The 24,152-nt window shown below is 66.3% G+C and carries 28 protein-coding genes and 1 other RNA gene; 22 read left to right on the top strand and 7 right to left on the bottom strand.

The features are described 5' to 3' along the window. Nucleotides 1–34 precede the first annotated feature (34 nt). A complete protein-coding gene (gene algW, locus BLU22_RS00620) occupies nt 35–1,180 on the bottom strand; it encodes a Do family serine endopeptidase AlgW (RefSeq protein ID WP_090211353.1) in 1,146 nt (381 codons plus the stop codon). A 107-nt stretch (nt 1,181–1,287) separates the two neighbouring features. Here algW and BLU22_RS00615 point away from each other — a divergent pair, with 107 nt between their 5' ends. The 3 genes from BLU22_RS00615 to cysN all read left to right on the top strand — a co-directional run bounded on the left by BLU22_RS00615 (nt 1,288) and on the right by cysN (nt 5,014). Continuing rightward, on the top strand, nt 1,288–2,046 hold the full coding sequence (locus BLU22_RS00615) for a Nif3-like dinuclear metal center hexameric protein (RefSeq protein WP_090211352.1): 759 nt from the start codon (nt 1,288–1,290) through the stop codon (nt 2,044–2,046). A gap of 136 nt (nt 2,047–2,182) precedes the next feature. Further along, the gene (gene cysD, locus BLU22_RS00610) at nt 2,183–3,100 is read left to right on the top strand and encodes a sulfate adenylyltransferase subunit CysD (RefSeq protein WP_090211350.1); all 918 of its coding nucleotides are present in this window, start codon (nt 2,183–2,185) and stop codon (nt 3,098–3,100) included. Between the two features lie 12 nt (nt 3,101–3,112). Next, nucleotides 3,113–5,014, top strand: a complete 1,902-nt coding sequence (cysN, locus tag BLU22_RS00605) for a sulfate adenylyltransferase subunit CysN (protein WP_090211349.1) — start codon at nt 3,113–3,115, stop codon at nt 5,012–5,014. Nucleotides 5,015–5,140: 126 nt separating this feature from the next. Here the strand turns inward: cysN and BLU22_RS00600 are convergent, their stop codons facing one another. Next, complete coding sequence (locus BLU22_RS00600; RefSeq protein WP_090211347.1) at nt 5,141–5,569, bottom strand: YhcB family protein; 429 nt, start codon at nt 5,567–5,569, stop codon at nt 5,141–5,143. 149 nt (nt 5,570–5,718) lie between these two features. Between BLU22_RS00600 and BLU22_RS00595 the strand changes: the two genes are divergently transcribed. From BLU22_RS00595 to BLU22_RS00575, 5 genes are all read left to right on the top strand, one after another. Continuing rightward, nucleotides 5,719–6,354, top strand: a complete 636-nt coding sequence (locus tag BLU22_RS00595; protein WP_090211346.1) for an alpha/beta hydrolase — start codon at nt 5,719–5,721, stop codon at nt 6,352–6,354. Nucleotides 6,355–6,377: 23 nt separating this feature from the next. Next, nucleotides 6,378–7,892 (top strand): tryptophan--tRNA ligase, encoded by a 1,515-nt coding sequence (locus BLU22_RS00590; protein WP_231975252.1) that lies wholly within the window; start codon nt 6,378–6,380, stop codon nt 7,890–7,892. 86 nt (nt 7,893–7,978) lie between these two features. Beyond that, complete coding sequence (gene zapE, locus BLU22_RS00585) at nt 7,979–9,076, top strand: cell division protein ZapE (RefSeq protein ID WP_090211344.1); 1,098 nt, start codon at nt 7,979–7,981, stop codon at nt 9,074–9,076. 101 nt (nt 9,077–9,177) lie between these two features. Beyond that, the gene (locus BLU22_RS00580) at nt 9,178–9,765 is read left to right on the top strand and encodes a YajG family lipoprotein (protein ID WP_090211343.1); all 588 of its coding nucleotides are present in this window, start codon (nt 9,178–9,180) and stop codon (nt 9,763–9,765) included. 192 nt (nt 9,766–9,957) lie between these two features. Next, nucleotides 9,958–10,269 (top strand): hypothetical protein, encoded by a 312-nt coding sequence (locus BLU22_RS00575; protein ID WP_090211341.1) that lies wholly within the window; start codon nt 9,958–9,960, stop codon nt 10,267–10,269. 30 nt (nt 10,270–10,299) lie between these two features. On the opposite strand, the gene BLU22_RS00570 is transcribed toward BLU22_RS00575, so the two are convergent. Further along, nucleotides 10,300–11,460, bottom strand: a complete 1,161-nt coding sequence (locus BLU22_RS00570; RefSeq protein WP_090211339.1) for a 1-acyl-sn-glycerol-3-phosphate acyltransferase — start codon at nt 11,458–11,460, stop codon at nt 10,300–10,302. Nucleotides 11,461–11,549: 89 nt separating this feature from the next. On the opposite strand from BLU22_RS00570, the gene BLU22_RS00565 reads away from it, so the two are divergent. The 11 genes from BLU22_RS00565 (at nt 11,550) to BLU22_RS00515 (ending at nt 18,620) form a co-directional block, all read left to right on the top strand. Continuing rightward, nucleotides 11,550–11,732, top strand: coding sequence for a CPXCG motif-containing cysteine-rich protein (locus BLU22_RS00565; protein ID WP_090211338.1), 183 nt, complete (start codon nt 11,550–11,552; stop codon nt 11,730–11,732). Next, the gene (locus BLU22_RS00560) at nt 11,732–11,995 is read left to right on the top strand and encodes a putative signal transducing protein (protein WP_090211336.1); all 264 of its coding nucleotides are present in this window, start codon (nt 11,732–11,734) and stop codon (nt 11,993–11,995) included. The genes BLU22_RS00565 and BLU22_RS00560 overlap by 1 nt, the downstream gene beginning before the upstream one ends. A gap of 33 nt (nt 11,996–12,028) precedes the next feature. Next, the gene (locus tag BLU22_RS00555) at nt 12,029–12,646 is read left to right on the top strand and encodes an SOS response-associated peptidase (RefSeq protein ID WP_090211333.1); all 618 of its coding nucleotides are present in this window, start codon (nt 12,029–12,031) and stop codon (nt 12,644–12,646) included. 77 nt (nt 12,647–12,723) lie between these two features. Continuing rightward, entirely contained in the window at nt 12,724–13,554 is an 831-nt protein-coding gene (locus tag BLU22_RS00550) for a M48 family metallopeptidase (protein WP_090211332.1), read from the top strand. 264 nt (nt 13,555–13,818) lie between these two features. Beyond that, the gene (rplM, locus tag BLU22_RS00545; RefSeq protein ID WP_090211330.1) at nt 13,819–14,247 is read left to right on the top strand and encodes a 50S ribosomal protein L13; all 429 of its coding nucleotides are present in this window, start codon (nt 13,819–13,821) and stop codon (nt 14,245–14,247) included. 14 nt (nt 14,248–14,261) lie between these two features. Beyond that, the gene (gene rpsI / locus BLU22_RS00540; protein ID WP_090211329.1) at nt 14,262–14,654 is read left to right on the top strand and encodes a 30S ribosomal protein S9; all 393 of its coding nucleotides are present in this window, start codon (nt 14,262–14,264) and stop codon (nt 14,652–14,654) included. A gap of 249 nt (nt 14,655–14,903) precedes the next feature. Continuing rightward, nucleotides 14,904–15,497 carry a ubiquinol-cytochrome c reductase iron-sulfur subunit gene (gene petA, locus BLU22_RS00535; RefSeq protein ID WP_090211327.1) on the top strand — a complete coding sequence of 198 codons (594 nt, stop codon included), beginning with the start codon at nt 14,904–14,906 and terminating at the stop codon, nt 15,495–15,497. Then, entirely contained in the window at nt 15,497–16,708 is a 1,212-nt protein-coding gene (locus tag BLU22_RS00530) for a cytochrome b (protein WP_090211325.1), read from the top strand. The genes petA and BLU22_RS00530 overlap by 1 nt, the downstream gene beginning before the upstream one ends. Next, nucleotides 16,708–17,490 (top strand): cytochrome c1, encoded by a 783-nt coding sequence (locus BLU22_RS00525; protein ID WP_090211324.1) that lies wholly within the window; start codon nt 16,708–16,710, stop codon nt 17,488–17,490. The genes BLU22_RS00530 and BLU22_RS00525 overlap by 1 nt, the downstream gene beginning before the upstream one ends. 87 nt (nt 17,491–17,577) lie before the next feature. Further along, entirely contained in the window at nt 17,578–18,204 is a 627-nt protein-coding gene (locus BLU22_RS00520) for a glutathione S-transferase N-terminal domain-containing protein (protein ID WP_090211322.1), read from the top strand. Nucleotides 18,205–18,206: 2 nt separating this feature from the next. Further along, a complete protein-coding gene (locus BLU22_RS00515) occupies nt 18,207–18,620 on the top strand; it encodes a ClpXP protease specificity-enhancing factor (protein WP_090211321.1) in 414 nt (137 codons plus the stop codon). A 50-nt stretch (nt 18,621–18,670) separates the two neighbouring features. Here the strand turns inward: BLU22_RS00515 and BLU22_RS00510 are convergent, their stop codons facing one another. The 4 genes from BLU22_RS00510 to BLU22_RS00495 are packed head-to-tail and all read right to left on the bottom strand — an operon-like array spanning nt 18,671 to nt 22,002. Further along, on the bottom strand, nt 18,671–19,201 hold the full coding sequence (locus BLU22_RS00510) for a BON domain-containing protein (protein WP_090211319.1): 531 nt from the start codon (nt 19,199–19,201) through the stop codon (nt 18,671–18,673). Then, nucleotides 19,198–19,791: a phosphoheptose isomerase gene (locus BLU22_RS00505; RefSeq protein WP_090211318.1), complete on the bottom strand. Its 594-nt coding sequence runs from the start codon at nt 19,789–19,791 to the stop codon at nt 19,198–19,200. The genes BLU22_RS00510 and BLU22_RS00505 overlap by 4 nt, the downstream gene beginning before the upstream one ends. 25 nt (nt 19,792–19,816) lie before the next feature. Then, complete coding sequence (locus tag BLU22_RS00500) at nt 19,817–20,191, bottom strand: YraN family protein (protein ID WP_090211316.1); 375 nt, start codon at nt 20,189–20,191, stop codon at nt 19,817–19,819. Then, nucleotides 20,188–22,002 carry a penicillin-binding protein activator gene (locus BLU22_RS00495; RefSeq protein WP_090211313.1) on the bottom strand — a complete coding sequence of 605 codons (1,815 nt, stop codon included), beginning with the start codon at nt 22,000–22,002 and terminating at the stop codon, nt 20,188–20,190. Before BLU22_RS00495 ends, BLU22_RS00500 begins: the two co-directional genes overlap by 4 nt. A gap of 106 nt (nt 22,003–22,108) precedes the next feature. Here BLU22_RS00495 and rsmI point away from each other — a divergent pair, with 106 nt between their 5' ends. From rsmI to mraZ, 3 genes are all read left to right on the top strand, one after another. Beyond that, nucleotides 22,109–22,978, top strand: a complete 870-nt coding sequence (rsmI, locus tag BLU22_RS00490; RefSeq protein WP_090211312.1) for a 16S rRNA (cytidine(1402)-2'-O)-methyltransferase — start codon at nt 22,109–22,111, stop codon at nt 22,976–22,978. A 40-nt stretch (nt 22,979–23,018) separates the two neighbouring features. After that, an RNA gene (gene rnpB, locus BLU22_RS00485) (RNase P RNA component class A) lies at nt 23,019–23,366 on the top strand. Between the two features lie 330 nt (nt 23,367–23,696). Further along, nucleotides 23,697–24,152, top strand: a complete 456-nt coding sequence (mraZ, locus tag BLU22_RS00480; protein ID WP_090211310.1) for a division/cell wall cluster transcriptional repressor MraZ — start codon at nt 23,697–23,699, stop codon at nt 24,150–24,152.

Below are 24,152 nucleotides of genomic sequence, written 5' to 3'. Positions count from 1 at the left end.
GCGCCGTTCGTGTTTCTCGGGCAGACGCGCCCGCTCATTCGGCGCCGGATGGCGCCGGGCGCACGCCGACCTCGGCGCTCAGGGTGAGCTGCTCGCCGCCGCGCACGACGTCGATGCGCACGCCCTGGCCGGGACGCTTGCGTGCCACCTGGTTCATCGCCTGACGGCCGTCGCTGACCGGTTCGCCGTCGAGGGCGAGGATCACGTCGCCCGGCTGCAGCCCGGCGCGCAGCGCCGGGCTGGCGCGGTAGATGCCGGCGACGATGATCCCGCTGCGCCCGGCCAGGCCGAAGGACTCGGCCAGTTCGGCAGTCAGCGGTTGCACCTCGATGCCCAGCCAGCCGCGGATCACCTGGCCGTGCTCGATGATCGCCTGCATCACTTCCAGCGCCAGCTTGGTGGGAATCGCGAAGCCGATGCCCTGCGAGCCGCCGGAGCGGGAGAAGATCGCCGTGTTGATGCCGATCAGGTTGCCGTGGGCGTCCACCAGCGCGCCGCCGGAATTGCCCGGGTTGATCGCCGCGTCGGTCTGGATGAAGTCCTCGTAGGTGTTCAGGCCCAACTGGTTGCGCCCGGTGGCGCTGATGATGCCCATGGTCACCGTCTGGCCGACGCCGAACGGGTTGCCGATGGCCAGCGAAACGTCGCCGATGCGGATGTCGTCGGAGTGGCCGAGGGTGATCGCCGGCAGCGCCGGCAGGTCGATCTTCAGCACCGCCAGGTCGGTTTCCGGGTCGCTGCCGATCACCCGTGCCAGGGTCTCGCGACCGTCCTTGAGGGCCACGACGATCTGGTCGGCGCCGGCCACCACATGGTTGTTGGTCAGCAGGTAGCCCTTGGGGCTCATGATCACCGCCGAGCCCAGGCTCGACTCCATGCGCCGCTGCTGGGGCAGGTTGTCGCCGAAGAAGCGGCGGAACTGCGGGTCGCCGAACAGCGGATTGCTCGGCTTGCTGACCACCTTGGTGGTGTACAGGTTGGCCACCGTGGGCGCGGCGCGCTCCACCGCATCGGCGTAGGACACCGGCCCGCTCTGCGCGATGCCCAGGCGCGGCGCCTCGCGCAGGTCGAGTTCCGAGCGCTCCAGGCCGAGCCACTGGGGGAACAGCAGGATGATCAGAAGTGCCAGCAGCAGACCGGCAATCGCCGGTCCGCCGAGGTAGCGCAGGGCCTTGTGCATCGCGGCATCCTTGGGCTTGCAGGAAAAGAGGAGGGCCAATTAAGGTGGCGGGCATTATACGAGGCTGGTGGCTGCCCGGCAGTCGCCAACTGTAACGGAGGATCACCGTGAGCGTTGCCCTGAACACCCTGGTCGCCGAATGCGACCGCCATCTGGATGCGGCGCGCATCAGCGACTACTGCCCCAACGGCCTGCAGGTCGAGGGCCGCGCCGAGGTGCGCCGCATCGTCAGCGGGGTGACCGCCAGCCAGGCGCTGCTCGATGCGGCGGTCGAGGCCCAGGCCGACCTGGTGCTGGTCCATCACGGCTACTTCTGGAAGAGCGAGAACCCCTGCGTGGTCGGCATGAAGCAGCGCCGGCTGAAGACCCTGCTGACCCACGACATCAGCCTGGTCGCCTACCACCTGCCGCTGGACGTGCATCCCGAGCTGGGCAACAACGTGCAGCTGGCCCGCCGTCTCGGCCTGCGCATCGAGGGGCCGCTGGAGCCGGGCAATCCGCGCTCGGTGGGCCTGGTCGGCAGCCTGGCGCAGATGCTGGAACCGGCCGCGTTCGCCGCACAGGTGGCGCAGGTACTGGGCCGCGCGCCCTTGCTGATCGACGCCGGGCGGCCGATCCGTCGGGTCGGCTGGTGCACCGGCGCGGCGCAGGGCTACATCGAGCAGGCGCTGGCCGCCGGCGTGGACGCCTACCTGAGCGGCGAGGTGTCCGAGTCCACCGTGCACAGCGCCCGCGAGAGCGGCATCAGCTACCTCGCCGCCGGCCATCATGCCACCGAGCGTTACGGCGTGCAGGCGCTGGGCGAATGGCTGGCCGAGCGCTTCGGCATCGAGCATCGCTTCGTCGACTGCGACAACCCGGTCTGAACGGCGCAGGAATCCCGGCATATTTATAGAATGATTGGTTCTATTGTGTCGGCTTATTAGAAGTCGAGGAGCGTGCTATCGTGCGCGCACGTCCGCGGCCCGCTGGCCGCAATCCGTCTGTCTTATGTGAGTAGCCATGGTCGACAAACTGACGCATCTGAAGCAGCTGGAGGCGGAAAGCATCCACATCATCCGCGAGGTGGCCGCCGAGTTCGACAACCCGGTGATGCTGTACTCCATCGGCAAGGACTCTGCCGTCATGCTGCATCTGGCCCGCAAGGCCTTCTTCCCCGGCAAGCTGCCGTTCCCGGTGATGCACGTCGACACCCAGTGGAAGTTCCAGGAGATGTACCGCTTCCGCGACAAGATGGTCGCCGAGATGGGCCTGGACCTGATCACCCATGTCAACCCGGACGGCGTGGCGCAGGGCATCAACCCCTTCACCCACGGCAGCGCCAAGCACACCGACATCATGAAGACGGAAGGCTTGAAGCAGGCGCTGGACAAGTACGGCTTCGACGCCGCCTTCGGCGGCGCGCGTCGCGACGAGGAGAAGTCGCGCGCCAAGGAGCGCGTCTACTCGTTCCGCGACAGCAAGCACCGCTGGGACCCGAAGAACCAGCGTCCCGAGCTGTGGAACGTCTACAACGGCAAGGTGACCAAGGGCGAGTCGATCCGCGTGTTCCCGCTGTCCAACTGGACCGAGCTGGACATCTGGCAGTACATCTACCTGGAAGGTATCCCGATCGTGCCGCTGTACTTTGCCGCCGAGCGCGAGGTGATCGAGAAGAACGGCACGCTGATCATGATCGACGACGAGCGCATCCTCGAACACCTGTCCGACGAGGAGAAGGCGCGCATCGAGAAGCGCATGGTGCGCTTCCGCACCCTCGGCTGCTACCCGCTGACCGGGGCGGTGGAATCCACCGCCACCAGCCTGCCGGAGATCATCCAGGAAATGCTCCTGACCCGCACTTCCGAGCGCCAGGGCCGGGTCATCGACCACGATGGCGCAGGCTCGATGGAAGAAAAGAAACGTCAGGGCTACTTCTAAGGGTTTCGCATCATGTCGCACCAATCTGATCTGATCGGCGAGGACATCCTCGCCTACCTGGCCCAGCACGAACGCAAGGAGCTGCTGCGCTTCCTCACCTGCGGCAACGTCGACGACGGCAAGAGCACGCTGATCGGCCGCCTGTTGCACGATTCCAAGATGATCTACGAGGATCATCTGGAAGCGATCACCCGCGACTCCAAGAAGGTCGGCACCACCGGCGATGACGTCGACCTGGCGCTGCTGGTCGACGGCCTGCAGGCCGAGCGCGAGCAGGGCATCACCATCGACGTGGCCTACCGCTACTTCTCCACCGCCAAGCGCAAGTTCATCATCGCCGACACCCCGGGCCACGAGCAGTACACCCGCAACATGGCCACCGGCGCCTCGACCTGCGACCTGGCGATCATCCTCGTCGATGCCCGCTACGGCGTGCAGACCCAGACCCGCCGGCACAGCTTCATCGCCTCGCTGCTGGGCATCAAGCACATCGTCGTGGCCATCAACAAGATGGACCTGATGGACTTCGATCAGGGCGTGTTCGAGGCGATCAAGGCCGACTACCTGCAGTTCGCCGGGCGCATCGGCATGCAGCCCAGCTCGCTGCACTTCGTCCCGATGTCGGCGCTCAAGGGCGACAACGTGGTCAACAAGAGCGAGCGTGCGCCCTGGTACCAGGGGCCGTCGCTGATGGAGATCCTCGAGTCCGTCGAGATCGCCGCCGACCGCAACCTGACTGACATGCGCTTCCCGGTGCAGTACGTCAACCGCCCGAACCTGAACTTCCGCGGTTTCGCCGGCACCCTGGCCAGCGGCATCGTGCACAAGGGCGACGAGATTGCCGTGCTGCCGTCGGGCAAGACCAGCAAGGTCAAGTCCATCGTCACCTTCGACGGCGAGCTGGAGCAGGCGATCCCCGGCCAGGCGGTGACCCTGACCCTGGAAGACGAGATCGACGTGTCGCGCGGCGACATGCTGGTGCATGCCGACAACCGTCCGCAGGTCACCGACAGCTTCGACGCCATGCTGGTGTGGATGGCTGAGGAGCCGATGCTGCCGGGCAAGAAATACGACATCAAGCGCGCCACCAGCTATGTGCCGGGCAACATCGTCGGCATCGAGCACCGTGTCGACGTCAACAGCCTCGAGCAGCTGGCCGCCAGCGAGCTGAAGCTCAACGAGATCGGCAAGGTGCGCGTCAGCCTGGATGCGCCCATCGCCCTCGATGGCTACGCCCACAACCGCACCACCGGCGCGTTCATCGTCGTCGACCGGCTGACCAACGGCACCGTCGGTGCCGGGATGATCGTCGCCGACCCGCTGGCCGGGCAGAACAGCCACGGTCACCATGGGCGCCTGGCCCACGTCAGCACCGAGGAGCGCGCCGCGCGCTTCGGTCAGCAGCCGGCCACCGTGCTGTTCTCCGGGCTCTCCGGCGCCGGCAAGAGCACCCTGGCCTATGCCGTCGAGCGCAAGCTGTTCGACAGTGGTCGCGCGGTCTACGTGCTGGACGGCCAGAATCTGCGTCACGACCTGAACAAGGGCCTGCCGCTGGATCGCGCCGGCCGCGCCGAGAACTGGCGCCGCGCCGCCCAGGTGGCCAAGCAGTTCAACGAGGCGGGTCTCTTGACCCTGGCGGCCTTCGTCGCCCCGGATGCCGAGGGGCGCGAGCAGGCCCGGGCCGTCATCGGCGCCGAGCGGCTGATCACCGTTTACGTGCAGGCCTCGCCGCAGGCCTGCCGCGAGCGCGATCCGCAGGGCCTGTACGCCGCCGGCGAGGACAACATCCCCGGCGAGTCCTTCCCCTACGACGTGCCGTTGGATGCCGATCTGGTGATCGACACCCAGTCCACCTCGGTGGAGGAGGGCGTGGCCCAGGTGCTGGCGCTGCTGCGCAGCCGCGGCGCGATCTGATCCGCATCCGCCAGACGACAAGGCCCCGGCGCAATGCCGGGGCCTTGTCGCTTCTGGGGTAATGCCGCCGCCAGATAAGCAAAAGCCCTGCAGTTGCAGGGCTTTTGTCGTGTCGCGGAGGTGGCGTCAGCCGTGCTTGACCACCGGCTCGTCGCTGAGTATGCCGGACTGGCCGGGGGCGTAGTCTTTCGGCGGCTCGGTGCCGCTGACGTTGCTCGACAGGCGCTCGCGCGGCGGCTGGGCGCCGTCGCTGAGGGCGGCGATCAGCCGCTGGCGGGTCAGCTCGTCGAGTGCCAGACGGCTGGCACCCTCGGAGAGGTGCTCCTGGATGTCCTGATAGTTCTGGTTGAGCTTCTGCACCAGGTTGGCGGTGGCGTTGAAGTGATTGATCACCTCGCTCTGGTAGGCCTCGAAGCGCTCCTGCATCTCGTCCATCTTGTGTTGGGCGCGACCGGGAGCGGCGCCCGGCAGCAGGCGCGCGAGCAGGAAGCCGATGACGACGCCGACGATCAGCGCCACGACTGGCAGCAGCCAGCCAGCAAGAGACTGTTCCACGAATCCTTCCTCTATAGACGGTATTTGCATTACGTTAACGGCTTGTGCCGGCGCTGTATAGCATCGGCGCTCAGCCAGCCTGCAGCAGGGCCGCGTGCGCCCTGCAGGCCACAGACGAGTCGCCCCTGGTCGGGGTCACGGAGTACCTTGTGTCTTTGACGGAAATCCCCCTGCTGCTCGACGGCCCCGCCGGTGCCCTCGAAGCGCTGTACCTGGGTCGCGCCGATGCGCGCGGCCTGGCGCTGATCTGCCATCCCCACCCGCTGTTCGCCGGCAGCATGCACAACAAGGTGGTGGCCACCCTGCAGCGCGCGGCGCGCGACGCCGGCTACGCCACCCTGCGCTTCAACTTCCGTGGCGTCGGCCAGAGCCCGGGCGAGCATGCCAACGGCGAGGGCGAGATCGACGATGCCGAGGCGGCCGCGAACTGGCTGCTGGCCGAACATCCCGGCCTGCCGCTGACCCTGTGCGGCTTCTCCTTCGGCGCCTGCGTGGCGGCCTGCCTGGGCGGCCGGCTGGAGCGGCGTGGCGTCGAGGTCGCGCAGCTGCTGATGCTGGCGCCGCCGGTCGAGCGCTTCGCCGTCGATGGCCGTCTGCCCGAGGCGGGGCCGCTGTACGTGATCCAGCCCGAGGACGACGAGGTGGTCACGCCGGCGGCGGTGTACGCCTGGTCGGCGGCCCTCGAGCGTCCCCACGAGCTGCTCAAGGTGGCAGAATGCGGGCACTTCTTCCACGGCAAGCTGAACGAGCTGAAAGCGCTGGTTCTGCCCCGCCTCCACTCCTGACGCAGTCCGACAAGCGATAGATCATGACCATCCGTATTCTTACCGGCATCACCACCACCGGCACGCCGCACCTGGGCAACTACGCCGGTGCCATCCGCCCGGCGATCAGAGCCAGCCGCGCGGACAATGTGGACTCCTTCTACTTCCTGGCCGACTACCACGCGCTGATCAAGTGCGACGATCCGCAGCGCATCCAGCGCTCGCGCCTGGAGATCGCCGCCACCTGGCTGGCCTGCGGCCTCGACCCCGAGCGGGTGACCTTCTATCGCCAGTCGGACATCCCCGAGATCCCCGAGCTGACCTGGCTGCTCACCTGCGTGGCGGCCAAGGGCCTGCTCAACCGTGCCCACGCCTACAAGGCTTCGGTCGACCAGAACCTGGCCAGGGGCGAGGATCCGGACGCCGGGGTGACCATGGGCCTGTTCAGCTACCCGGTGCTGATGGCTGCCGACATCCTGATGTTCAACGCCAACCAGGTGCCGGTCGGTCGCGACCAGATCCAGCACGTGGAAATGGCCCGCGACATCGGCCAGCGCTTCAACCACCTGTTCGGCAACGGCCGCGAGCTGTTCGCCCTGCCCGAGGCGCTGATCGAGGAGAGCGTGGCGACCCTGCCGGGCCTCGACGGGCGCAAGATGAGCAAGAGCTACGACAACACCATCCCGCTGTTCGGCACCAGCAAGCAGCTCAAGGACGCGGTGGCGCGCATCGTCACCGACTCGAAGCTGCCGGGCGAGCCCAAGGATGCCGACAGCTCGCATCTCTGCACCCTCTACCAGGCTTTCGCCAGCGCCGAGCAGGGCGCGGCATTCCGTGCCGAACTGCAGGATGGCCTGGGCTGGGGCGAGGCCAAGCGCCGCCTGACCGAGCTGCTCGAAGGCGAGCTGGGTGCGGCCCGCGAGCGCTACAACGCGCTGATCGCCCGGCCGAACGATCTGGAGGACATCCTGCTGGCCGGCGCCGCCAAGGCCCGCAAGATCGCCACGCCGTTCCTCGGCGAGCTGCGCGAGGCGGTGGGCCTGCGCTCCTTCGTGGCCGCGCCGGTCGCCAAGCCGGCGGGCGCCTCGCTGGGCCAGGCGCTGGGCGCCTTCGTCAGCTTCCTCGACGAGGTGGCGGTGGACATGAACATGGCGCAGGCCGCCAAGCGCGGCGCACCGGTCCCGGCGGCCGCGCCCGCCGCTCCTGCCGCCGCGCCGGCCCCGGTCGCCGCAGTCGCCGCCGACAAGGCCGCACCCAAGGCGGCGAAGAAGTCGCGTCTGGTCAGCTTCCGCGACGGCGACGGCAGCTTCCGCTTCCGCCTGCTGGACGTCGACGGCAGCCCGCTGCTGCTGTCGATCGGCTTCGCCGACGGCAAGAGTGCCGGCGCGGCGAGCAAGCGCCTGCAGGACGAGGAGCTGGATCTGCGCAAGGACGGCAGCGGCTTTGCCGTGTGGCTGGACGATGCGCCGGTGGCGCACAGCCCGGCCTATGCCGACAATGCCGCGCGCGATGCGGCGATGCGTCGTCTCGGCGAGGTGCTGGCGCCGCAGGAAGAGTAGGGTGCCGCGCGCGGCGGTCCGGCGAATTGCCAAGGGCGGGGTGCGCCGTTAAAGTGGCGGCCCCGTTTCTTAACCGTGTTGCCGTCATGACCCCGCTCGAACGCTACCAGGCCGATCTGAAACGCCCCGACTTCTTCCACGACGCCGCGCAGGAAAATGCCGTGCGTCATCTGCAGCGTCTCTACGACGACCTGGTCAGCGGCCAGCAGGAGTCGGCGGGCCTGTTCGGCAAGCTGTTCGGCCGCAAGAAGCCGCAGGGGCCGGTCAAGGGCATCTACTTCTGGGGCGGCGTCGGTCGCGGCAAGACCTACCTGGTCGACACCTTCTTCGATGCCCTGCCGTTCGAGCAGAAGATGCGCACCCACTTCCACCGCTTCATGAAGCGCGTCCACGAGGAGATGAAGACCCTCAAGGGCGAGAAGAACCCGCTGACCATCATCGGCAAGCGCTTCGCCGACGAGGCACGGGTGATCTGCTTCGACGAATTCTTCGTCTCCGACATCACCGACGCGATGATCCTCGCCACCCTGCTCGAGGAGCTGTTCAACAACGGCGTGAGTCTGGTGGCGACCTCCAACATCGTGCCGGACGGCCTGTACAAGGACGGCCTGCAGCGTGCCCGCTTCCTGCCGGCGATCGCCCTGCTCAAGCAGCACACCGAGATCGTCAACGTCGACAGCGGCATCGACTACCGCCTGCGCGCCCTGGAGCAGGCCGAGCTGTACCACTGCCCGCTCGACGCCGAGGCCGAGCTGAGCCTGGAGCGCAGCTTCAAGAGCCTGCTCACCGAGAACTGCACGGTGAAGGACGATGACGTGCTGCTGATCGAGAACCGCGAGATCCGCGCGCGCAAGACCGCCAACGACGTTGCCTGGTTCGAGTTCCGCGCCCTGTGCGACGGCCCGCGCAGCCAGAACGACTACATCGAGCTGGGCAAGATCTTCGGCGCGGTGTTGATCTCCAATGTCGAGCAGATGGGCACCGCCAAGGACGACATGGCGCGGCGCTTCATCAACCTGGTGGACGAGTTCTACGACCGCAACGTCAAGCTGATCCTCTCCGCCGAGGTGGAACTCAAGGATCTCTACACCGGCGGCCGCCTGGAGTTCGAGTTCCAGCGCACCCTGAGTCGCCTGCTGGAGATGCAGTCCCACGAATTCCTCGCCCGGCCGCACAAGCCGTGACCTCGACGAGGGCACCTGCGGGTGCCCTCGTCGTTTCCGCTCCCGGGCGGTGTGGATATACTGCGCTCCGTTCCTTCCAGTCCCTTTCCGGAGAAATCGACATGCTGCCCCGTCTGCTGCTTGGCCTGTTCGCCGCCGCCAGTCTGACCCTGGCGGGCTGTGCGCACAGCCCGCAACAACTCAGTCTGCAACCGATGGTCACCGCGCCGCTGACGCCGGTCGGTCAGGGTCAGCCGGTGGTGGTGCGGGTTGTCGACGGACGTCCCTCGCCGGTGCTCGGCACCCGTGGCGGCCTCTACCCGGAAACCAGCGCGATCAGCGTCAACCCGCAGGACCTGCTGCCCAAGCTGCAGGGTCAGGCCGAGGCGGCGGTACGCTTGCTCGGTTTCACCCCGACACCCAACGCCTACAACGCGCCGCAGCTGACCCTGACCCTGACCGACCTGAAGTACCAGTCGCCCAAGGATGGCAGCTACGTCACCGAGGCGAACATCAGCGCCAGCATCCGCGCCGACGTGCAGAACAGCGTGCGCCGCTACAGCGGCCGCTACGGCGCCTCGCTGAACCAGCGCTTCGGCATGGCGCCCAATCAGCAGACCAACAGCAAGCTGGTCAGCGATGTGGTCAGCGATGCGCTGACCCGGGTGTTCAAGGATCCCACCGTCGGCCAGTTGCTGAACAACCAGTAAGCCGCGGCTGCTGTCCGGCGAGCGCAAGGCGATGGTGACCCCATCGCCTTTTTTCATGCCCGGACGCTGCGCTCGTCGGATAGCTGCCGAGCGCCGCGGCGGCGGCGGTTAGACTGCGCGGCGTTTCGACCGGCCGCGCGGCGCCGGTCAGTCATCGCAAGGCCTGCCCGGCAGGCCGTCGGGGAGGTGTGGATGTCGCTTGAAGTGCTGTGGTCGCTGGGACTGGCCTATCCGGCCCAGGTCGTCAATGGGCTGGCCCTGTTTCTGGCGCTGGCCGGCAGCTGGCTGCTGCTGGCCACCCGCTGGCGCGAGCGCCGCGCGCTGGCGCGCGTGCTGATGGAAAGCGAGGGGGAGGCGCTGCTGGAGGCTCTGGCGCCGTCGGCGGCCGATGCGGCGCTCGACCGCCTCAACCGCTTCTTCTATGCCTTCGGGCTGGTCAGCCTGGGCGCCGGGCTGGCCCTGTCGTGGTTCAGCACCACCCTGGGCACGTCGCTCGCCGGCTGAGCGTGGCGGCGCAGAGCGCCGCCGTTCTCCTCAGGTCGCGCTGTACAGCGCGGCGTAGCGGTTACGCAGCGGGGTGGCGTACTGCATGATCAGCCACGGGCGCTGCTCGGCCGGGCAGGCGTCGAGGCGGCGTTGCCATTCGCTGCGCGCGCGCGCCAGCTCGTCAGCCTCGAACAGGCTGTCCGCCGGCGGCACCGCCAGTTGCGGGTCGCGCTCGTCCCACATGGCGTAGGCCAGATAGTGCACCGGGAACAGCCGGTAATGGCCGAGGATCTCGCGGTCGATGCGCTGTGCCAGCAGCTTGGCGTCGTCCTCCGGGGTGTCGATCTCGGCGCCGAAGTGGATGTGCACGCGCCCCTTGTAGCCGGTGATGCCCAGGGCGATGCTGGCGTCGTCCTCGCCTGGCGCCTTGCTGTAGCTGCCGGTGCTGGCGCGGATGTACAGCTCGCGGGCCTTGGCCAGGTCGCAGGGATCGTACTCGTAGCTGATGGCGATCGGCACCAGATGGAGTTCGCGCAGCACGCTGGCGAAGGCTTCGTCCTTGCGGCTCATGTGGAACATCTTGAGGATCGCCGAATCGGTACGGTCGTCGCCGTCCTTGGCGCGGCCCTCGGCCTGGGCGATCCAGATTGACTCGCCTTCCGTGCGGATCGAGTGGTTGATGTAGGCCGACAGGGTCTGGAAAGCGGCCAGCTTCTCGCGCCGACCGCTGATCGAGCGGTGCACGATGAAGCTCTTGTTCAGGCGCATCAGGTCGCTGACGAAGGGCTTCTGCAGCAGGTTGTCGCCGATCGCCAGGCGTGGCGTGGGATGCCCGGCGTGGTACAGCGCGTAGTTGACGAACGCCGGATCCATGACGATGTCGCGGTGATTGCTGAGGAACAGGTAGGCGCGCCCCTTCTGCAGGTTTTCCAGGCCGGAGTAGGTGATGCCGTCGCTGGCCCGCTCGATGCTGCGGTCGACATAGGGCTCGATGCGCGCCTGCAGGGCGGCCACGCTGTCCACGCCCTGGATCTCGCGGCGCAGGTAATGGGCGATGATCGGCTTGAGCAGCCAGCCGCAGGGGCCGGCCAGGCGCGGGAAGCGATAGCGTGTCAGGATGGAAAGAAAGGCGTCGTCGGTGAGCAGGCGCGCCAGAACGGCGCGCACTTCCGTGTCGGCATAGGGTCGGATGGCTTCGAACTCGCCCATTGTCGTCTCTTGATCAGGATATCGGGGGCGGTCCGTGAGTTCCGCCAGGCAGGAAGTCGATTATAAACGAAGAGTTCCGGGAGGCGTGGATGCTGGAAGTTCAGGGCTATGACTGTCCGTATTGCGGCGAGTCGGTAGAAACGCTGCTCGATCTGTCGGCCGGCGACCAGTCCTATGTCGAGGACTGTCCGGTCTGCTGTCGACCGGTATGTTTCGAGCTGCGCACCGATGGCCGCAGCTGGACGCTGCGGGTCGGGCGCGAGGACGACTGATGCAGCGGATCTACGAGCCGGCCGACGGGCTGGAAGGTGAGCGGCTGGTCGACATGCTGGCCGGCGAGAGCATCGATGCGCGCCTGCTGGGCGGTTATCTGCTCGGTGCGCTGGGCGAGCTGCCGCTGGCCGGATTGCTGGCGATCCAGGTGGCGGATGCCGATGCGCCGCGCGCCCGGGCGCTGATCGCGGCGTACAATAGCGCCCGGCCGCTGGACGACAGCGGCGAGCCGGGCGGGGAGCCCGGGGTGCTCGATTGCTGAGCTGTCCTGTTTGCTGTGGATAAGGCCTTTCTCATGTGCGGACGTTTTGCCCTGTTTCGCTGGCCGGAGTCCCTGGCGGCCGTGCCCGGCTTTCCGGCGCGCCTGGAGTCGCGCTGGAACATCTCGCCCGGCCAGTCGGTGCTGCTGCTGCGCGCAACGGCCGACGGGCGCGAGGCGGCTGCGGTGCACTGGGGGCTGACGCCGCCCTGGCTGGCAGACCTGTCGCGAGCGCCGGCCCAGGCGCGTGCGGAAACCCTCGCCGAGCAGCCGTTGTTTCGCGAGGCGTTCGCCCGGCGCCGCGGCATCCTGCCGGCCAACGGCTTCTATGAGTGGCGCGGCCCGCGGCGTCGGCCGTTCTGGATGAGCGCGGAGCAGGGCGGTCTGCTGTCGATGGCGGCGTTGTGGGAGGCCTATCCGGTCGGTGGTCGTACCTACCTGAGCGCCGCGGTGGTCACCGTGGCAGCCGGACCGCAGCGCCGGCCGTTGCTGCTGGACGCCGCCGGCGAGGCCTTGTGGCTGGACCCGCAGGCCGACCCGCAGGCGCTGCAGGCCCTGCTGGGCGCTGGCCGGGTGGGCTTGCGCGAGCGACTGCTGGCCGGGCTGGGCAACAGTCCGCAGGAGGAGGGCCCGCAATGCCTGACCCCGGCCTGAACTTGCCGGCGGGCAAATTGTCCGATTTCGGCCAGCGCCCTAAGATGATGGCCTTGCGCCTTCAGGAGAGAATATCCATGCCCCGTGTCTTGCGTCTTGCCGGTCTTGCCGGTCTTGCCGGTGCGTTGCTGCTGAGCGGCTGCCAGGCGGTCAATACCACCAGCGGCGGTGCCGTGGGGGTGCAGCGCCAGCAGTACATGTTCAGCATGCTGTCCAGCGACCAGCTGAACCAGATGTATGCCCAGTCTTACCGGGAAACCCTGAGCAAGGCGGCCAGCAGCGGCAAGCTGGACAAGAGCAGCGCGCTGGCCCAGCGGGTCGACGGCGTGGCCCGGCGCTTGATCGCCCAGGCGCCGGCGTTCCGTGCCGATGCGCTGAACTGGAACTGGGAAATCAACCTGATCGACAGCGACGAGCTGAATGCCAATGTCGGTCCGGGCGGCAAGATCATCGTCTACAGCGGGCTGGTGCGTCAGCTCAATCTGAACGATGCCGAGCTGGCCGCGGTGCTGGGTCACGAGATCGCCCACGCCCTGCGCGAGCACAGTCGCGAGGCGATTTCCAAGGCCTATGGTGCCGAGCTGGCCAAGCAAGGGGCTGTTGCCCTGCTCGGGCTGGGCGAAGCGGGCGGCCAGTTGGCCGATGTCGCCGTGCAGTACGGCATGACCCTGCCCAACAGCCGCGGTCACGAGAACGAGGCCGACCTGATCGGTCTGGAGCTGGCGGCGCGCGCCGGCTTCGATCCGAATGCCGCCATCACCCTGTGGAACAAGATGGCGCAGGCCGGCAATGGTGCGCCGCCCGAGTTCATGAGCACCCACCCGGCTTCGTCGACGCGACAAGCCAACCTGCGCGCCGCGATTCCGCGCGTAATGCCTCTTTACGAACAGGCGCGCGGTCAGCGTTGAGGCGTGTTCGGGGCGTGAATTTGTCGTTGAGGTGACTTGTATTTTTCTGTCGGGTCGGTAAAATTCGCGGGCTTTTATGGATGGGGGATGCCAAGCCCATCTTGCTCGGCGGGAATGCCTAGCCTGCCGATTTGTCGTAGCGGACGCACTGACCCGAGCCCCCGATTAGTGTCCGCACGCGACTGCGATTGCCTTGAATGAGGCAAGTACTGTCCAGTAAGATTCGCCGCTTGATTATCAGGCGGCCTCTGAGGCTATAAACCAATGAAAACTTTCTCTGCGAAACCGGAAACCGTCAAGCGCGACTGGTACGTTGTCGACGCCGCTGGCAAGACCCTGGGTCGTCTTGCCACTGAAATCGCCAGCCGTCTGCGTGGCAAGCACAAGCCGGAGTACACTCCGCACGTCGATACCGGCGACTACATCGTCGTGATCAACGCCGAGCAGGTGCGTGTCACCGGTGCCAAGAGCTCCGACAAGATGTACTACCATCACTCCGGTTTCCCGGGTGGTATCAAGTCGATCAACTTCGAGAAGCTGATCGCTCGTGCTCCCGAGCGCGTGATCGAGACCGCCGTCAAGGGCATGCTGCCGAAGAACCCGCTGGGTCGCGACATGTATCGCAAGCTGAAAGTGTATGCTGGTGCCAGCCACCCGCACACCGCTCAGCAGCCCCAAGAACTGAAGATTTAACGGAGTAGGCTCAAATGTCGGCGACTCAAAACTACGGCACCGGCCGTCGCAAGACCGCTACCGCGCGTGTATTCCTGCGTCCGGGCACTGGCAAGATCTCCATCAACAATCGCAGCCTGGAGCAGTTCTTCGGCCGCGAGACCGCTCGCATGGTCGTGCGCCAGCCGCTCGAGCTGACCGAGAATGTCGAGAAGTTCGACGTTTACGTCACCGTCGCCGGTGGCGGTGTCAGCGGCCAGGCCGGTGCTATCCGTCATGGCATCACTCGCGCCCTGATCGAGTACGACGAGACGCTGCGCAGCCCGCTGCGTAAAGCCGGTTACGTCACTCGTGACGCCCGTGAGGTCGAGCGTAAGAAGATTGGTCTGCGCAAAGCCCGTAAGCGTCCGCAATACTCCAAGCGTTAATCGACAACGCTCTGGCAAACGCCCAGACTCCTTCGGGATCTGGGCGTTTTCGTATCCGCCAGATTTGTCTGCGACAGTCTGTCGCAGGCGTAATTCCCTGATCCACAAGGCTTTACCTGCGGTTGTTGCCAGTTATTACCTTGTCAGAAAAGGGGCTTTTCATTACCATCTGGCGGATTTTTTGCGCAGCTGGTTTTAACTATAGTGCCTGCCCGAGCAGGTCACAGAAAGCTGATGGGAGACGACTGAATGAGTAATGACGGCGTGAATGTGGGCCGGCGTCGGTTCCTCGTCGCCGCCACTTCGGTGGTGGGGGCGGCTGGAGCTGTCGGTGCTGCGGTCCCGTTCGTGGGGTCATGGTTCCCCAGTGCCAAGGCCAAGGCCGCCGGTGCTCCGGTGAAGGTGAACGTGGCGAAGATCGAGCCGGGTCAGCAGATCGTTGCTGAGTGGCGCGGCAAGCCGGTGTTCATCGTTCGCCGCACCGACGAGATCCTGGCCAATCTGGCCAAGCTCGAGGGTGCCGTGGCAGACCCGGAATCCAAGGCTTCCGAGCAACCGACCTACGTGGACCCGAAGGTTCGTTCGATCAAGCCCGATCTGCTGGTCGTCGAAGGCCTGTGTACCCATCTGGGCTGCGCGCCGTCCTTCCGTCCCGAAGTCGCCCCGGCCGACCTGGGTGCCGATTGGGTGGGTGGCTACTTCTGCCCCTGCCACGGCTCCCGCTACGACCTGGCTGGCCGCGTGTACAAGGCGCAGCCCGCGCCGTTGAACCTGCCGGTCCCGCCGCACACCTACGAGTCCGATGATGTGATCATCGTCGGTGTGGATCAGGAGAAAGCCTGATGAGCAAATTCATGGAATGGGTCGATGCGCGTTTCCCCGCGACCAAGATGTGGGAAGACCATCTGTCCAAATATTACGCACCGAAGAACTTCAACTTCTGGTACTTCTTCGGCTCCCTGGCGCTGCTGGTGCTGGTCAACCAGATCCTCACCGGTATCTGGCTGACCATGAGCTTCGAGCCGTCCGCAGAAGGCGCCTTCGCCTCCGTCGAATACATCATGCGTGATGTGGAGTACGGCTGGATCCTGCGCTACATGCACTCCACCGGCGCTTCGGCGTTCTTCGTGGTGGTGTACCTGCACATGTTCCGCGGCCTGATGTACGGCTCCTACCAGAAGCCGCGCGAACTGGTGTGGATCTTCGGCATGCTGATCTACCTGGCGCTGATGGCCGAGGCCTTCATGGGCTACCTGCTGCCGTGGGGCCAGATGTCCTACTGGGGCGCCCAGGTGATCATCTCGCTGTTCGGTGCGATCCCGGTGATCGGTGCCGACCTGACCCAGTGGATCCGTGGTGACTACCTGATCTCCGGCATCACCCTGAACCGCTTCTTCGCCCTGCACGTGATCGCCCTGCCGATCGTGATTCTCGGCCTGGTGGTCCTGCACATCCTGGCACTGCACGAAGTCGGCTCCAACAACCCCGATGGCGTGGACATCAAGAAGAAGAAGGACGAGAACGGCGTTCCGCTGGACGGCATCCCGTTCCATCCCTACTACACCGTCAAGGACATCGTCGGCGTGGTGGTGTTCCTGTTCGTGTTCTGCACCGTGATCTTCTTCTTCCCGGAGATGGGTGGTTACTTCCTCGAGAAGCCGAACTTCGAACCCGCCAACCCGTTCAAGACTCCGGCACACATCGCTCCGGTGTGGTACTTCACTCCGTTCTACGCCATCCTGCGCGCCGTTCCGGACAAGCTGCTCGGTGTGATCGCCATGGGCGCCGCCATCGCCGTGCTGTTCGTGCTGCCGTGGCTGGATCGCAGCCCGGTACGCTCGATGCGCTACAAGGGCTGGCTGAGCAAGATCTGGCTGCTGGTGTTCTGCGTGTCCTTCGTGATCCTCGGCGTGCTGGGCGTGCTGTCGCCGACTCCGGGCCGCACCCTGCTGTCGCAGATCTGCACCATTCTGTACTTCGCCTTCTTCATCCTGATGCCGTTCTACACCCGGATGGAGAAGACCAAACCGGTTCCGGAAAGGGTGACTGGCTGATGAAAAAGCAATTCGCTGCACTGATTTTCGCGCTGCTGCCGACCTTTTCCTTCGCTGCGGGCGGCGTTGAGTACCCGCTGGACAAGGTCGACGTCGATCTGAGCGACAAGGCTGCCCTGCAGGATGGCGCGCGTACCTTCGCCAACTACTGCATGGGTTGCCATGGCGCCGAGTACCAGCGTTACGAGCGCGTCGCCACCGACCTGGGCATTCCCGAAGACGTCATGATGGAAAATCTGGTCTTCACTGGTGCCAAGATCGGCGACCACATGAAGACCGGCATGCAGGCCAGCGATGCCAAGGTCTGGTTCGGCGCTGCGCCGCCGGATCTGACCCTGGTCGCCCGTGTGCGTGGCGAGGACTGGCTGTACACCTACCTGCGCACCTTCTACGAAGATCCGGCGCGTCCCTACGGCGTGAACAACAAGGTGTTCCCGAACGTGGGCATGCCGAACGTGCTGTCCGAGCTGCAGGGTCGCCAGGTCATCGGTTGCAAGCAGGTGCAGATCGTCGAAGACGGCAAGAAGGTCTTCGATCCGCTGACCGGTGCGCCGGTCACCGACGAGGCCTGCGACCAGCTGACCATCGTGCCGAAGACCGGTTCGCTGAGCGAGGCGGAGTTCGATGAGAAGATCAAGAACCTCGTCAGCTTCCTGGCCTACTCGGCCAACCCGGTGAAGCTGGAGAGCCAGCGTATCGGTACCTATGTGCTGCTGTTCCTGGCGTTCTTCTTCGTGTTCGCCTACCTGCTCAAGCGTGAGTACTGGAAAGACGTGCACTAAGCGCGCCTGACCTGCCTGAAGCATGCGCGCCCTCCGGGGCGCGCATGTGTTTCTGCCTAGCGCAATCCGCCTGTCAGGAGGGCCATCATGGCCGCAGTCAATCGCCTGGCCTGCTATTCCGACCCTGCCGACCACTACTCGCATCGCGTGCGCCTGGCGCTGGCCGAGAAGGGTGTTGCCGTGCAGATCGTCGATGTCGCAGCGGGTCAATGCCCGCCTGCCCTTGCCGCCGCCAATCCCTACCGCAGCCTGCCGACCCTGGTGGATCGCGATCTGGCGATCTACGAGCCGGGCGTGCTGCTGGAGTATCTGGAAGAGCGCTACCCCCATCCGGCGTTGCTGCCGGTGTATCCGGTGGCCCGTGCCAACAGCCGGCTGCTGATGCACCGCATCCAGCGCGACTGGTGCTCGCTGGCCGACCGCCTGCTCGATACGTGTGCCGATGAGCGAGGGCGCGAGGCGGCACGCGCCGAGCTGTGTGCGAGCCTCAGCGCGGTTGCGCCAGTGTTCGCTGCCCAGCCATTCTTTCTCAGTGACGAATTCAGTCTGGTCGATTGCTGCCTGCTGCCGATTCTCTGGCGCCTGCCGAGCATGGATATCGAGCTGCCGCGTCAGGCCAAGCCGTTGCTGGAGTATATGGAGCGGCAGTTCGCCCGCGACAGCTTCCAGGCCAGTCTGAGTACCACCGAACGGGCCTTGCGCCGAGGAGCTTGATGATGAATTCCAGCCGACCCTATCTGCTGCGTGCCCTGTACGAATGGATCGTCGACAACGGCTGCACGCCCCATGTCCTGGTTGCCAGCGAGTATCCGGGGACCCGGGTGCCTGCCGGTTATGCCAAGGACGGGCAGATCGTGCTGAACATTTCCCCCAGCGCCGTGCGTTACCTGGAACTGGGTGATGAGGTGCTGACCTTCGAGGGGCGCTTCGGCGGTGTGCCGCAGAGCCTCTACGTGCCGGTGCAGGCGGTGCAGGCGATCTACGCCCGCGAGAACGGCCAGGGCATGTTTTTCGAGTTCGAGGAGCCCGGTCCGGACGAGGAGGGCGATGCCGGTGGGGAGGATGGTCCCGAGGACGATGCGCCGCCGCCGCGCCCTAGTGGCCGGCCGAGTCTTAAGGTGGTCAAGTAAGAAAAAAGGCGATCCATGTGGATCGCCTTTTTTGTGTCCGCACGACTCCCTCAGTCGGTGTACTCGAACAGCCGCACGATGCGCTGCACGCCGCCGACGCCCTGCACCACGGCGGTGGCGCGGTTGGCCTCGGCGCGGGTCACCAGGCCGAGCAGATAGACGATGCCGTTCTCGGTGACCACCTTGATCTGGCTGCCCGGCACGGTGTTGTCGGCCAGCATGGCGGTCTTGATCCGGGTGGTCAGCAGGGCGTCGGTGCTGCGCGCCAGAGGGGAGGAGGGGGCCAGCACCTGCAGTTCGTTATGCACCCGCTTGACTCCCTGCACGCGCCTTGCAGCCTGCTCGGCGAGGCTCTTGAGGTCGGCGCGCGGCGTCTGTCCGGCGAGCAGGACCACGCCGTTGTAGCTGGTGACCACGATATGCGAGGTGGTGTCGTTGAGGTCGCTGTGGCTGCGGCTGATCTCGCTGCCGACCTTGGGGGCGAGGAACTGGTCGTCGATCTTGTTGCCCAGGCTGCGCCCGCCGCAACCGGCGAGCGTCAGTGCGAGGCCGAAGGCAAGCAGCAGGCGGGTCTTGTTCATTCTTCGCTCCCGAACAGTTGACGGTCGATCAGATCGCACAGGCAGTGGATCACCAGCAGGTGGACTTCCTGGATGCGTGCGGTGCTGCGCGCCGGGACGCGGATCTCGACGTCCTCGGGCAGCAGCAGCGAGGCCATGTTGCCGCCATCGCGACCGGTCAGCGCCACCACGGTCATCTCGCGGTCATGCGCGGCCTGGATGGCCTGGATCACGTTGCCGGAATTGCCGCTGGTGGAGATCGCCAGCAGTACGTCGCCGGGCTGGCCGAGGGCGCGGATCTGTTTGGAGAATACCTCGTTGTAGCTGTAGTCGTTGGCGATCGAGGTGATGGTCGAGCTGTCGGTGGTCAGCGCCACCGCCGGCAGGCTCGGGCGCTCGCGCTCGAAGCGGTTGAGCAGTTCGGAGGAGAAGTGCTGGGCATCGCCGGCCGAGCCGCCGTTGCCACAGGCGAGGATCTTGCACTCGCTGAGCAGGGCGTTGACCATCACCTGGCTGGCCATCTCGATGTGCGGGATCAGCACTTCGGTGGCCTGGCGCTTGGTCTCGATACTGTCGAGGAAGAGTTGGCGGATACGGGATTGCATGTCCATGGGGTGACCTTCGGTTGGGCGGCGCTCAGAGTTCGAAGGCGCCACGAATCCAGTTCAGCTGCACGGGCAGGTGCTGATCGCCCGGGCTTATTGCGATCACGTCGAAGCGACACGGGCGACGCGACCATTGTGGGTGTGTCTGCAGGAAAACCTGGGCGGCGGCGGCGATGCGCCGTTGTTTGCGCGAGTCCACGCTGGACTCGGCGCCGCCCCAGGCCGCGTGGCGGCGATAGCGCACTTCGGCGAATACTAAGGTATCGCCGTCGAGCATGACCAGATCGAGCTCGCCCAGGCGGCAGCGCCAGTTGCGAACCAGCAGTTGCAGGCCGTGCTCCTCCAGATGGGTCTGTGCCCAGCCTTCGGCGGCCTGGCCGCGCGCCTGACGGCTGTCGGCGGTCACTGCCGGGAGGGCTCCAGACGTTGCAGGCGGCCGTCGCGGTATTCGGCCCAGGGCAGGCTGCGGCTGATCCGCTGGCCGGGGGCCAGGGCCAGGCTGCCGCTCAGGCCTTCCACGCGCACGCCCGGAGCCATCTGCAGCTGGCTCAGGCGCGGCGCCAGGCGATAGGCGTCGGCGCCCATGGCGTACAGGCGGCCGAGGCTGCCGGCGGCGGCGGGCCATTGGCCGACCACCTGGCTGCGCAGGCCTTCGCCGTCGCTGCCCAGCAGCCAGGGCGTTTCGCAGAAGCGGATGCCGCTGAGTTCGCGGTCCCGGGCCGGGTCGTTGCTGCCGGTGAACAGGTGCGAGGTGGCATAGACCGGCAGGTCGCCGGCGTACTGGAAGGACAGGGCCGGCTTGATCTGCCGCGCCTGCGCCGGAGTGGCGGCGAGGAACACGAAATCGATGTCCTGGCGCCGCGCCGGCTGTGCGGCGACCGCGCTGCCGAGCCCGGCCTGAAGGGTGCGGGCCCGGTTCTCGCTGTCGCGCAGTTGCAGCAGGTTGGCGATCTGCTGGGCCAGTTGCACCGGCTGGTCGACATGTTCGGCGGCGAGCAGGCTGCCGCCGCGGGCTTCCCAGTCCTGACGGAAGGCGGCGAGCACGCGCTCGCCCCACTCGCCGCTCGGCACCAGCGCGACGGCGCGGCGCAGGCCGTCCGCCCAGGCGCGGTTGGCCACCTCGCGGGCCTCGTCCTCGGCGGAGAGGCCGAACTGGAACAGTTGCGGCGGGCCTTCCTGGCGGCCTTCGCTGTAATTGAGCGCCAGGGTCGGGATAGGCAATTGCGCCTGCTGGCTGAGCTGGTTGACCAGGGGCTTCTCCAGCGGGCCGACCACCAGTTCGACGCCTTCGCTGCGCGCCTGGCGATAGAAGGCGTCGAGGTTGTTGAGCTGGCTGCTGTCGTGCAGGCTGATCTTCAGCTCGCCGCGGGCGCCGCTCTGGTAATGGGCGGCCAGGAAGCCGTCGCGCAAGGCGCTGGCCACGCTGGCCAGCTGTCCCTGGCTGGGCAGCAGCAGGGCCACATGGGTCAGCGGGCGGTTGGCGATTTCCTGCAGCTGGACCACCGCCAGCGGCAGCTGCAGGGCGGCCGGGTGCTGCGGGTTGGCGGCTTGCCACTGGGCGATGTCGGCGACCTGGCGTGCCGGGCTGGCGTTGCTGCGGGTCAGCTTGAGCAGTTGCTTCCAGCCGGCCAGTTCGCGCTCGGTATCGGCGATGCCGTCGAGTCGCTCGCTGGACAGGCCGGAGAGCAGCCGCCAGATGGTCTCGTGGTTGTCCTGGCTGTGGCGGGCATCGAGCAGCTTGGCCAGGGCGATGCGCTCGCGCACCGCTTCCAGGGTCTGACCGTCGAGCTCCAGGGCGCCGGCTCTGGCCAGGCGGCTGCGCGCCTGCTGGGTCATCGGCAGCTCGCCAAGGCGCGCGAAGCTCGGGTGCTGCAGGGCCTGCAGAGCGCTCTTGGGTTTCTGGCGGGCCAGTGCCAGCTCGGCGCTCAGGGTGCTGGCGAACATCTGCTGGGCCGGCGCCAGGGTGTCGAGCGGCAGGGCGTCGAGAATGCGCTGGGCCTGGGCCAGATCGTGCTGCTGCAGGGCCTGGTCGGCCGCGCTCAGGCGCAGCAGCAGGGCCTGCTGGGGCTTGCTCTGCTCGGCCTGTTGCAGCAGCTGGGCGATGCTGCCGGGCGGGCTGCTCGGCAGTTCGCCGAGCCCCGAGCCGTGCTGGCCGGCACAGGCGGCGAGCAGTGCGCTGAGGCCGAGGATGGAAAGGGGGCGCAGGCTGGCGATCATGAGCGGTATCCGATTCGCAGTCTTCAAAGGTCGCGATTGTACTCAAGGCTCGCGGCGGGCGCGATCTTGTCGGTGCGAAACCCGCTACAATCCGCCGCTTTGACGGTTGCGGGGTGGCGATGTGAGCGTTTCGGGGACTTTGTATGTGGTGGCAACGCCGATCGGCAATCTCGAAGACATCGGCGCACGGGCCTTGCGGGTGCTGCGCGAGGTGGCGCTGATCGCCGCCGAGGATACCCGGCACTCGGCGCGCCTGCTGCAGCACTTCGGCATCGCCACGCCGCTGGTCGCCTGTCACGAACACAACGAGCGCGACCAGGGCGGTCGGTTGGTCGGGCGCCTGCTGGCCGGCGAGGATCTGGCGCTGATTTCCGACGCCGGCACGCCGCTGATCTCCGATCCCGGTTATCACCTGGTGCGCAATGCGCGGGCGGCCGGCGTGCGGGTGGTGCCGGTGCCGGGCGCCTGCGCGCTGATCGCCGCGCTGTCGGCGGCCGGTCTGGCCTCCGACCGTTTCATCTTCGAGGGTTTCCTGCCGGCCCGCGCTGCAGGCCGGCGCCAGCGCCTGCAGGCGCTGGTCGAGGAGCCGCGCACGCTGATCTTCTACGAGGCGCCGCATCGTCTGTTGGAAAGCCTGGAGGACATGCGCGTGCTGTTTGGTGATGATCGGCCGGCGGTGCTGGCGCGTGAGCTGACCAAGGCCTTCGAAACCATCAAGGGGGCGTCGCTGGGCGAGTTGTGCGCATGGGTGGCGGCCGACAGCAACCAGCAGCGCGGCGAATGCGTGCTGCTGATCGAAGGTTGGCAGGCGCCGGTGGGGGAGGAGGCGTTAAGCGCCGAGGCGCTGCGCGTGCTCGATCTGCTGCTGGCGGAGTTGCCGCTCAAGCGCGCGGCGGCGCTGGCGGCGGAGATCACCGGGGTACGCAAGAACCTACTCTATCAGCAGGCGCTGGAACGGCACAAAACGATGGATTGAGCTTGTTATCCGTGGGCGCAGTGAGTACCCTGCGCGCCGGAGAGTCGGCCGGACAGTCGCTGCCCTGCTTGCAGGGGGGAGGAAAGTCCGGGCTCCATAGGGCAGAGTGCCAGGTAACGCCTGGGAGGCGCGAGCCTACGGAAAGTGCCACAGAAAATAACCGCCTAAGCGCGCAAGCGCCGGTAAGGGTGAAAAGGTGCGGTAAGAGCGCACCGCACGGCTGGCAACAGTTCGTGGCTAGGTAAACCCCACTCGGAGCAAGACCAAATAGGGATCCATTGGCGTGGCCCGCGCTGGATCCGGGTAGGTTGCTTGAGGTCGTCAGCGATGGCGATCCTAGAGGAATGACTGTCCTCGACAAAACCCGGCTTACAGGCCGGCTCTCCGTCCCCCTCCCTTCTTAATTGTTCCTGCCGTTTTAAATCCCTGCGCTATTTCCCCTTGCTCCAAGATTTCGAATTGGAATTGCCCATAGTTTGCCGAGGCATCTTTGGCTGTCGCGCACGTTGCTTTTCTTGAGGTGCGGCTCGGCAAAGTTGCGCGGAACGGTTCCGATCTTTCGTCTCTTCGCTAAGTTGCCGTCCGTTAAGGAGTTTTCCCGCCGAGCGCGCCTTGACTGGGTTGTGGGTGCATTTCTATAGTGTGCATTGGTGGTGAAAAGTGGGGCGAAGTGGGTATTACCGCCAGGTCAGATTGACCATTCCGGGGGCGCGCAGTGGTGTTTCGTGGGGCCAATATCGTAACTCTTGACGCCAAGGGTCGCCTTGCGATGCCGGTCCGGTATCGCGACGAGATTTTGGCGTCATCGAATGGTCGGCTAGTGGTCACCCTGGATGTGACCGACCCCTGCCTGTGCATCTACCCGCTCGCCGAGTGGAGCCTGATCGAGGATCGTTTGCGCGCCCTTCCTTCCCTGCGTGAGGAAACCCGTCGCCTGCAGCGCCTGCTGATCGGTCATGCGGTCGATCTGGAGCTGGACGGCGCCGGTCGCGTCCTGCTCCCGCCGCGATTACGCAGCCAGGCCGCACTGGACAAGCGTGCAGCGCTGGTTGGCCAGCTCAACAAGTTCCAGTTGTGGGACGAGGCCGCCTGGGACGCCCGCTGCGCCGAAGACCTCCAGCGCCTCCAAGAACCCGGCGCATTGCCGGACGACTTACTCGACCTGATTCTTTGA

Source organism: Pseudomonas guangdongensis (assembly GCF_900105885.1).
GTDB classification, from domain to species: Bacteria; Pseudomonadota; Gammaproteobacteria; order Pseudomonadales; family Pseudomonadaceae; genus Geopseudomonas; species Geopseudomonas guangdongensis.
This window is presented reverse-complemented; position numbering and strand designations above follow the sequence as displayed.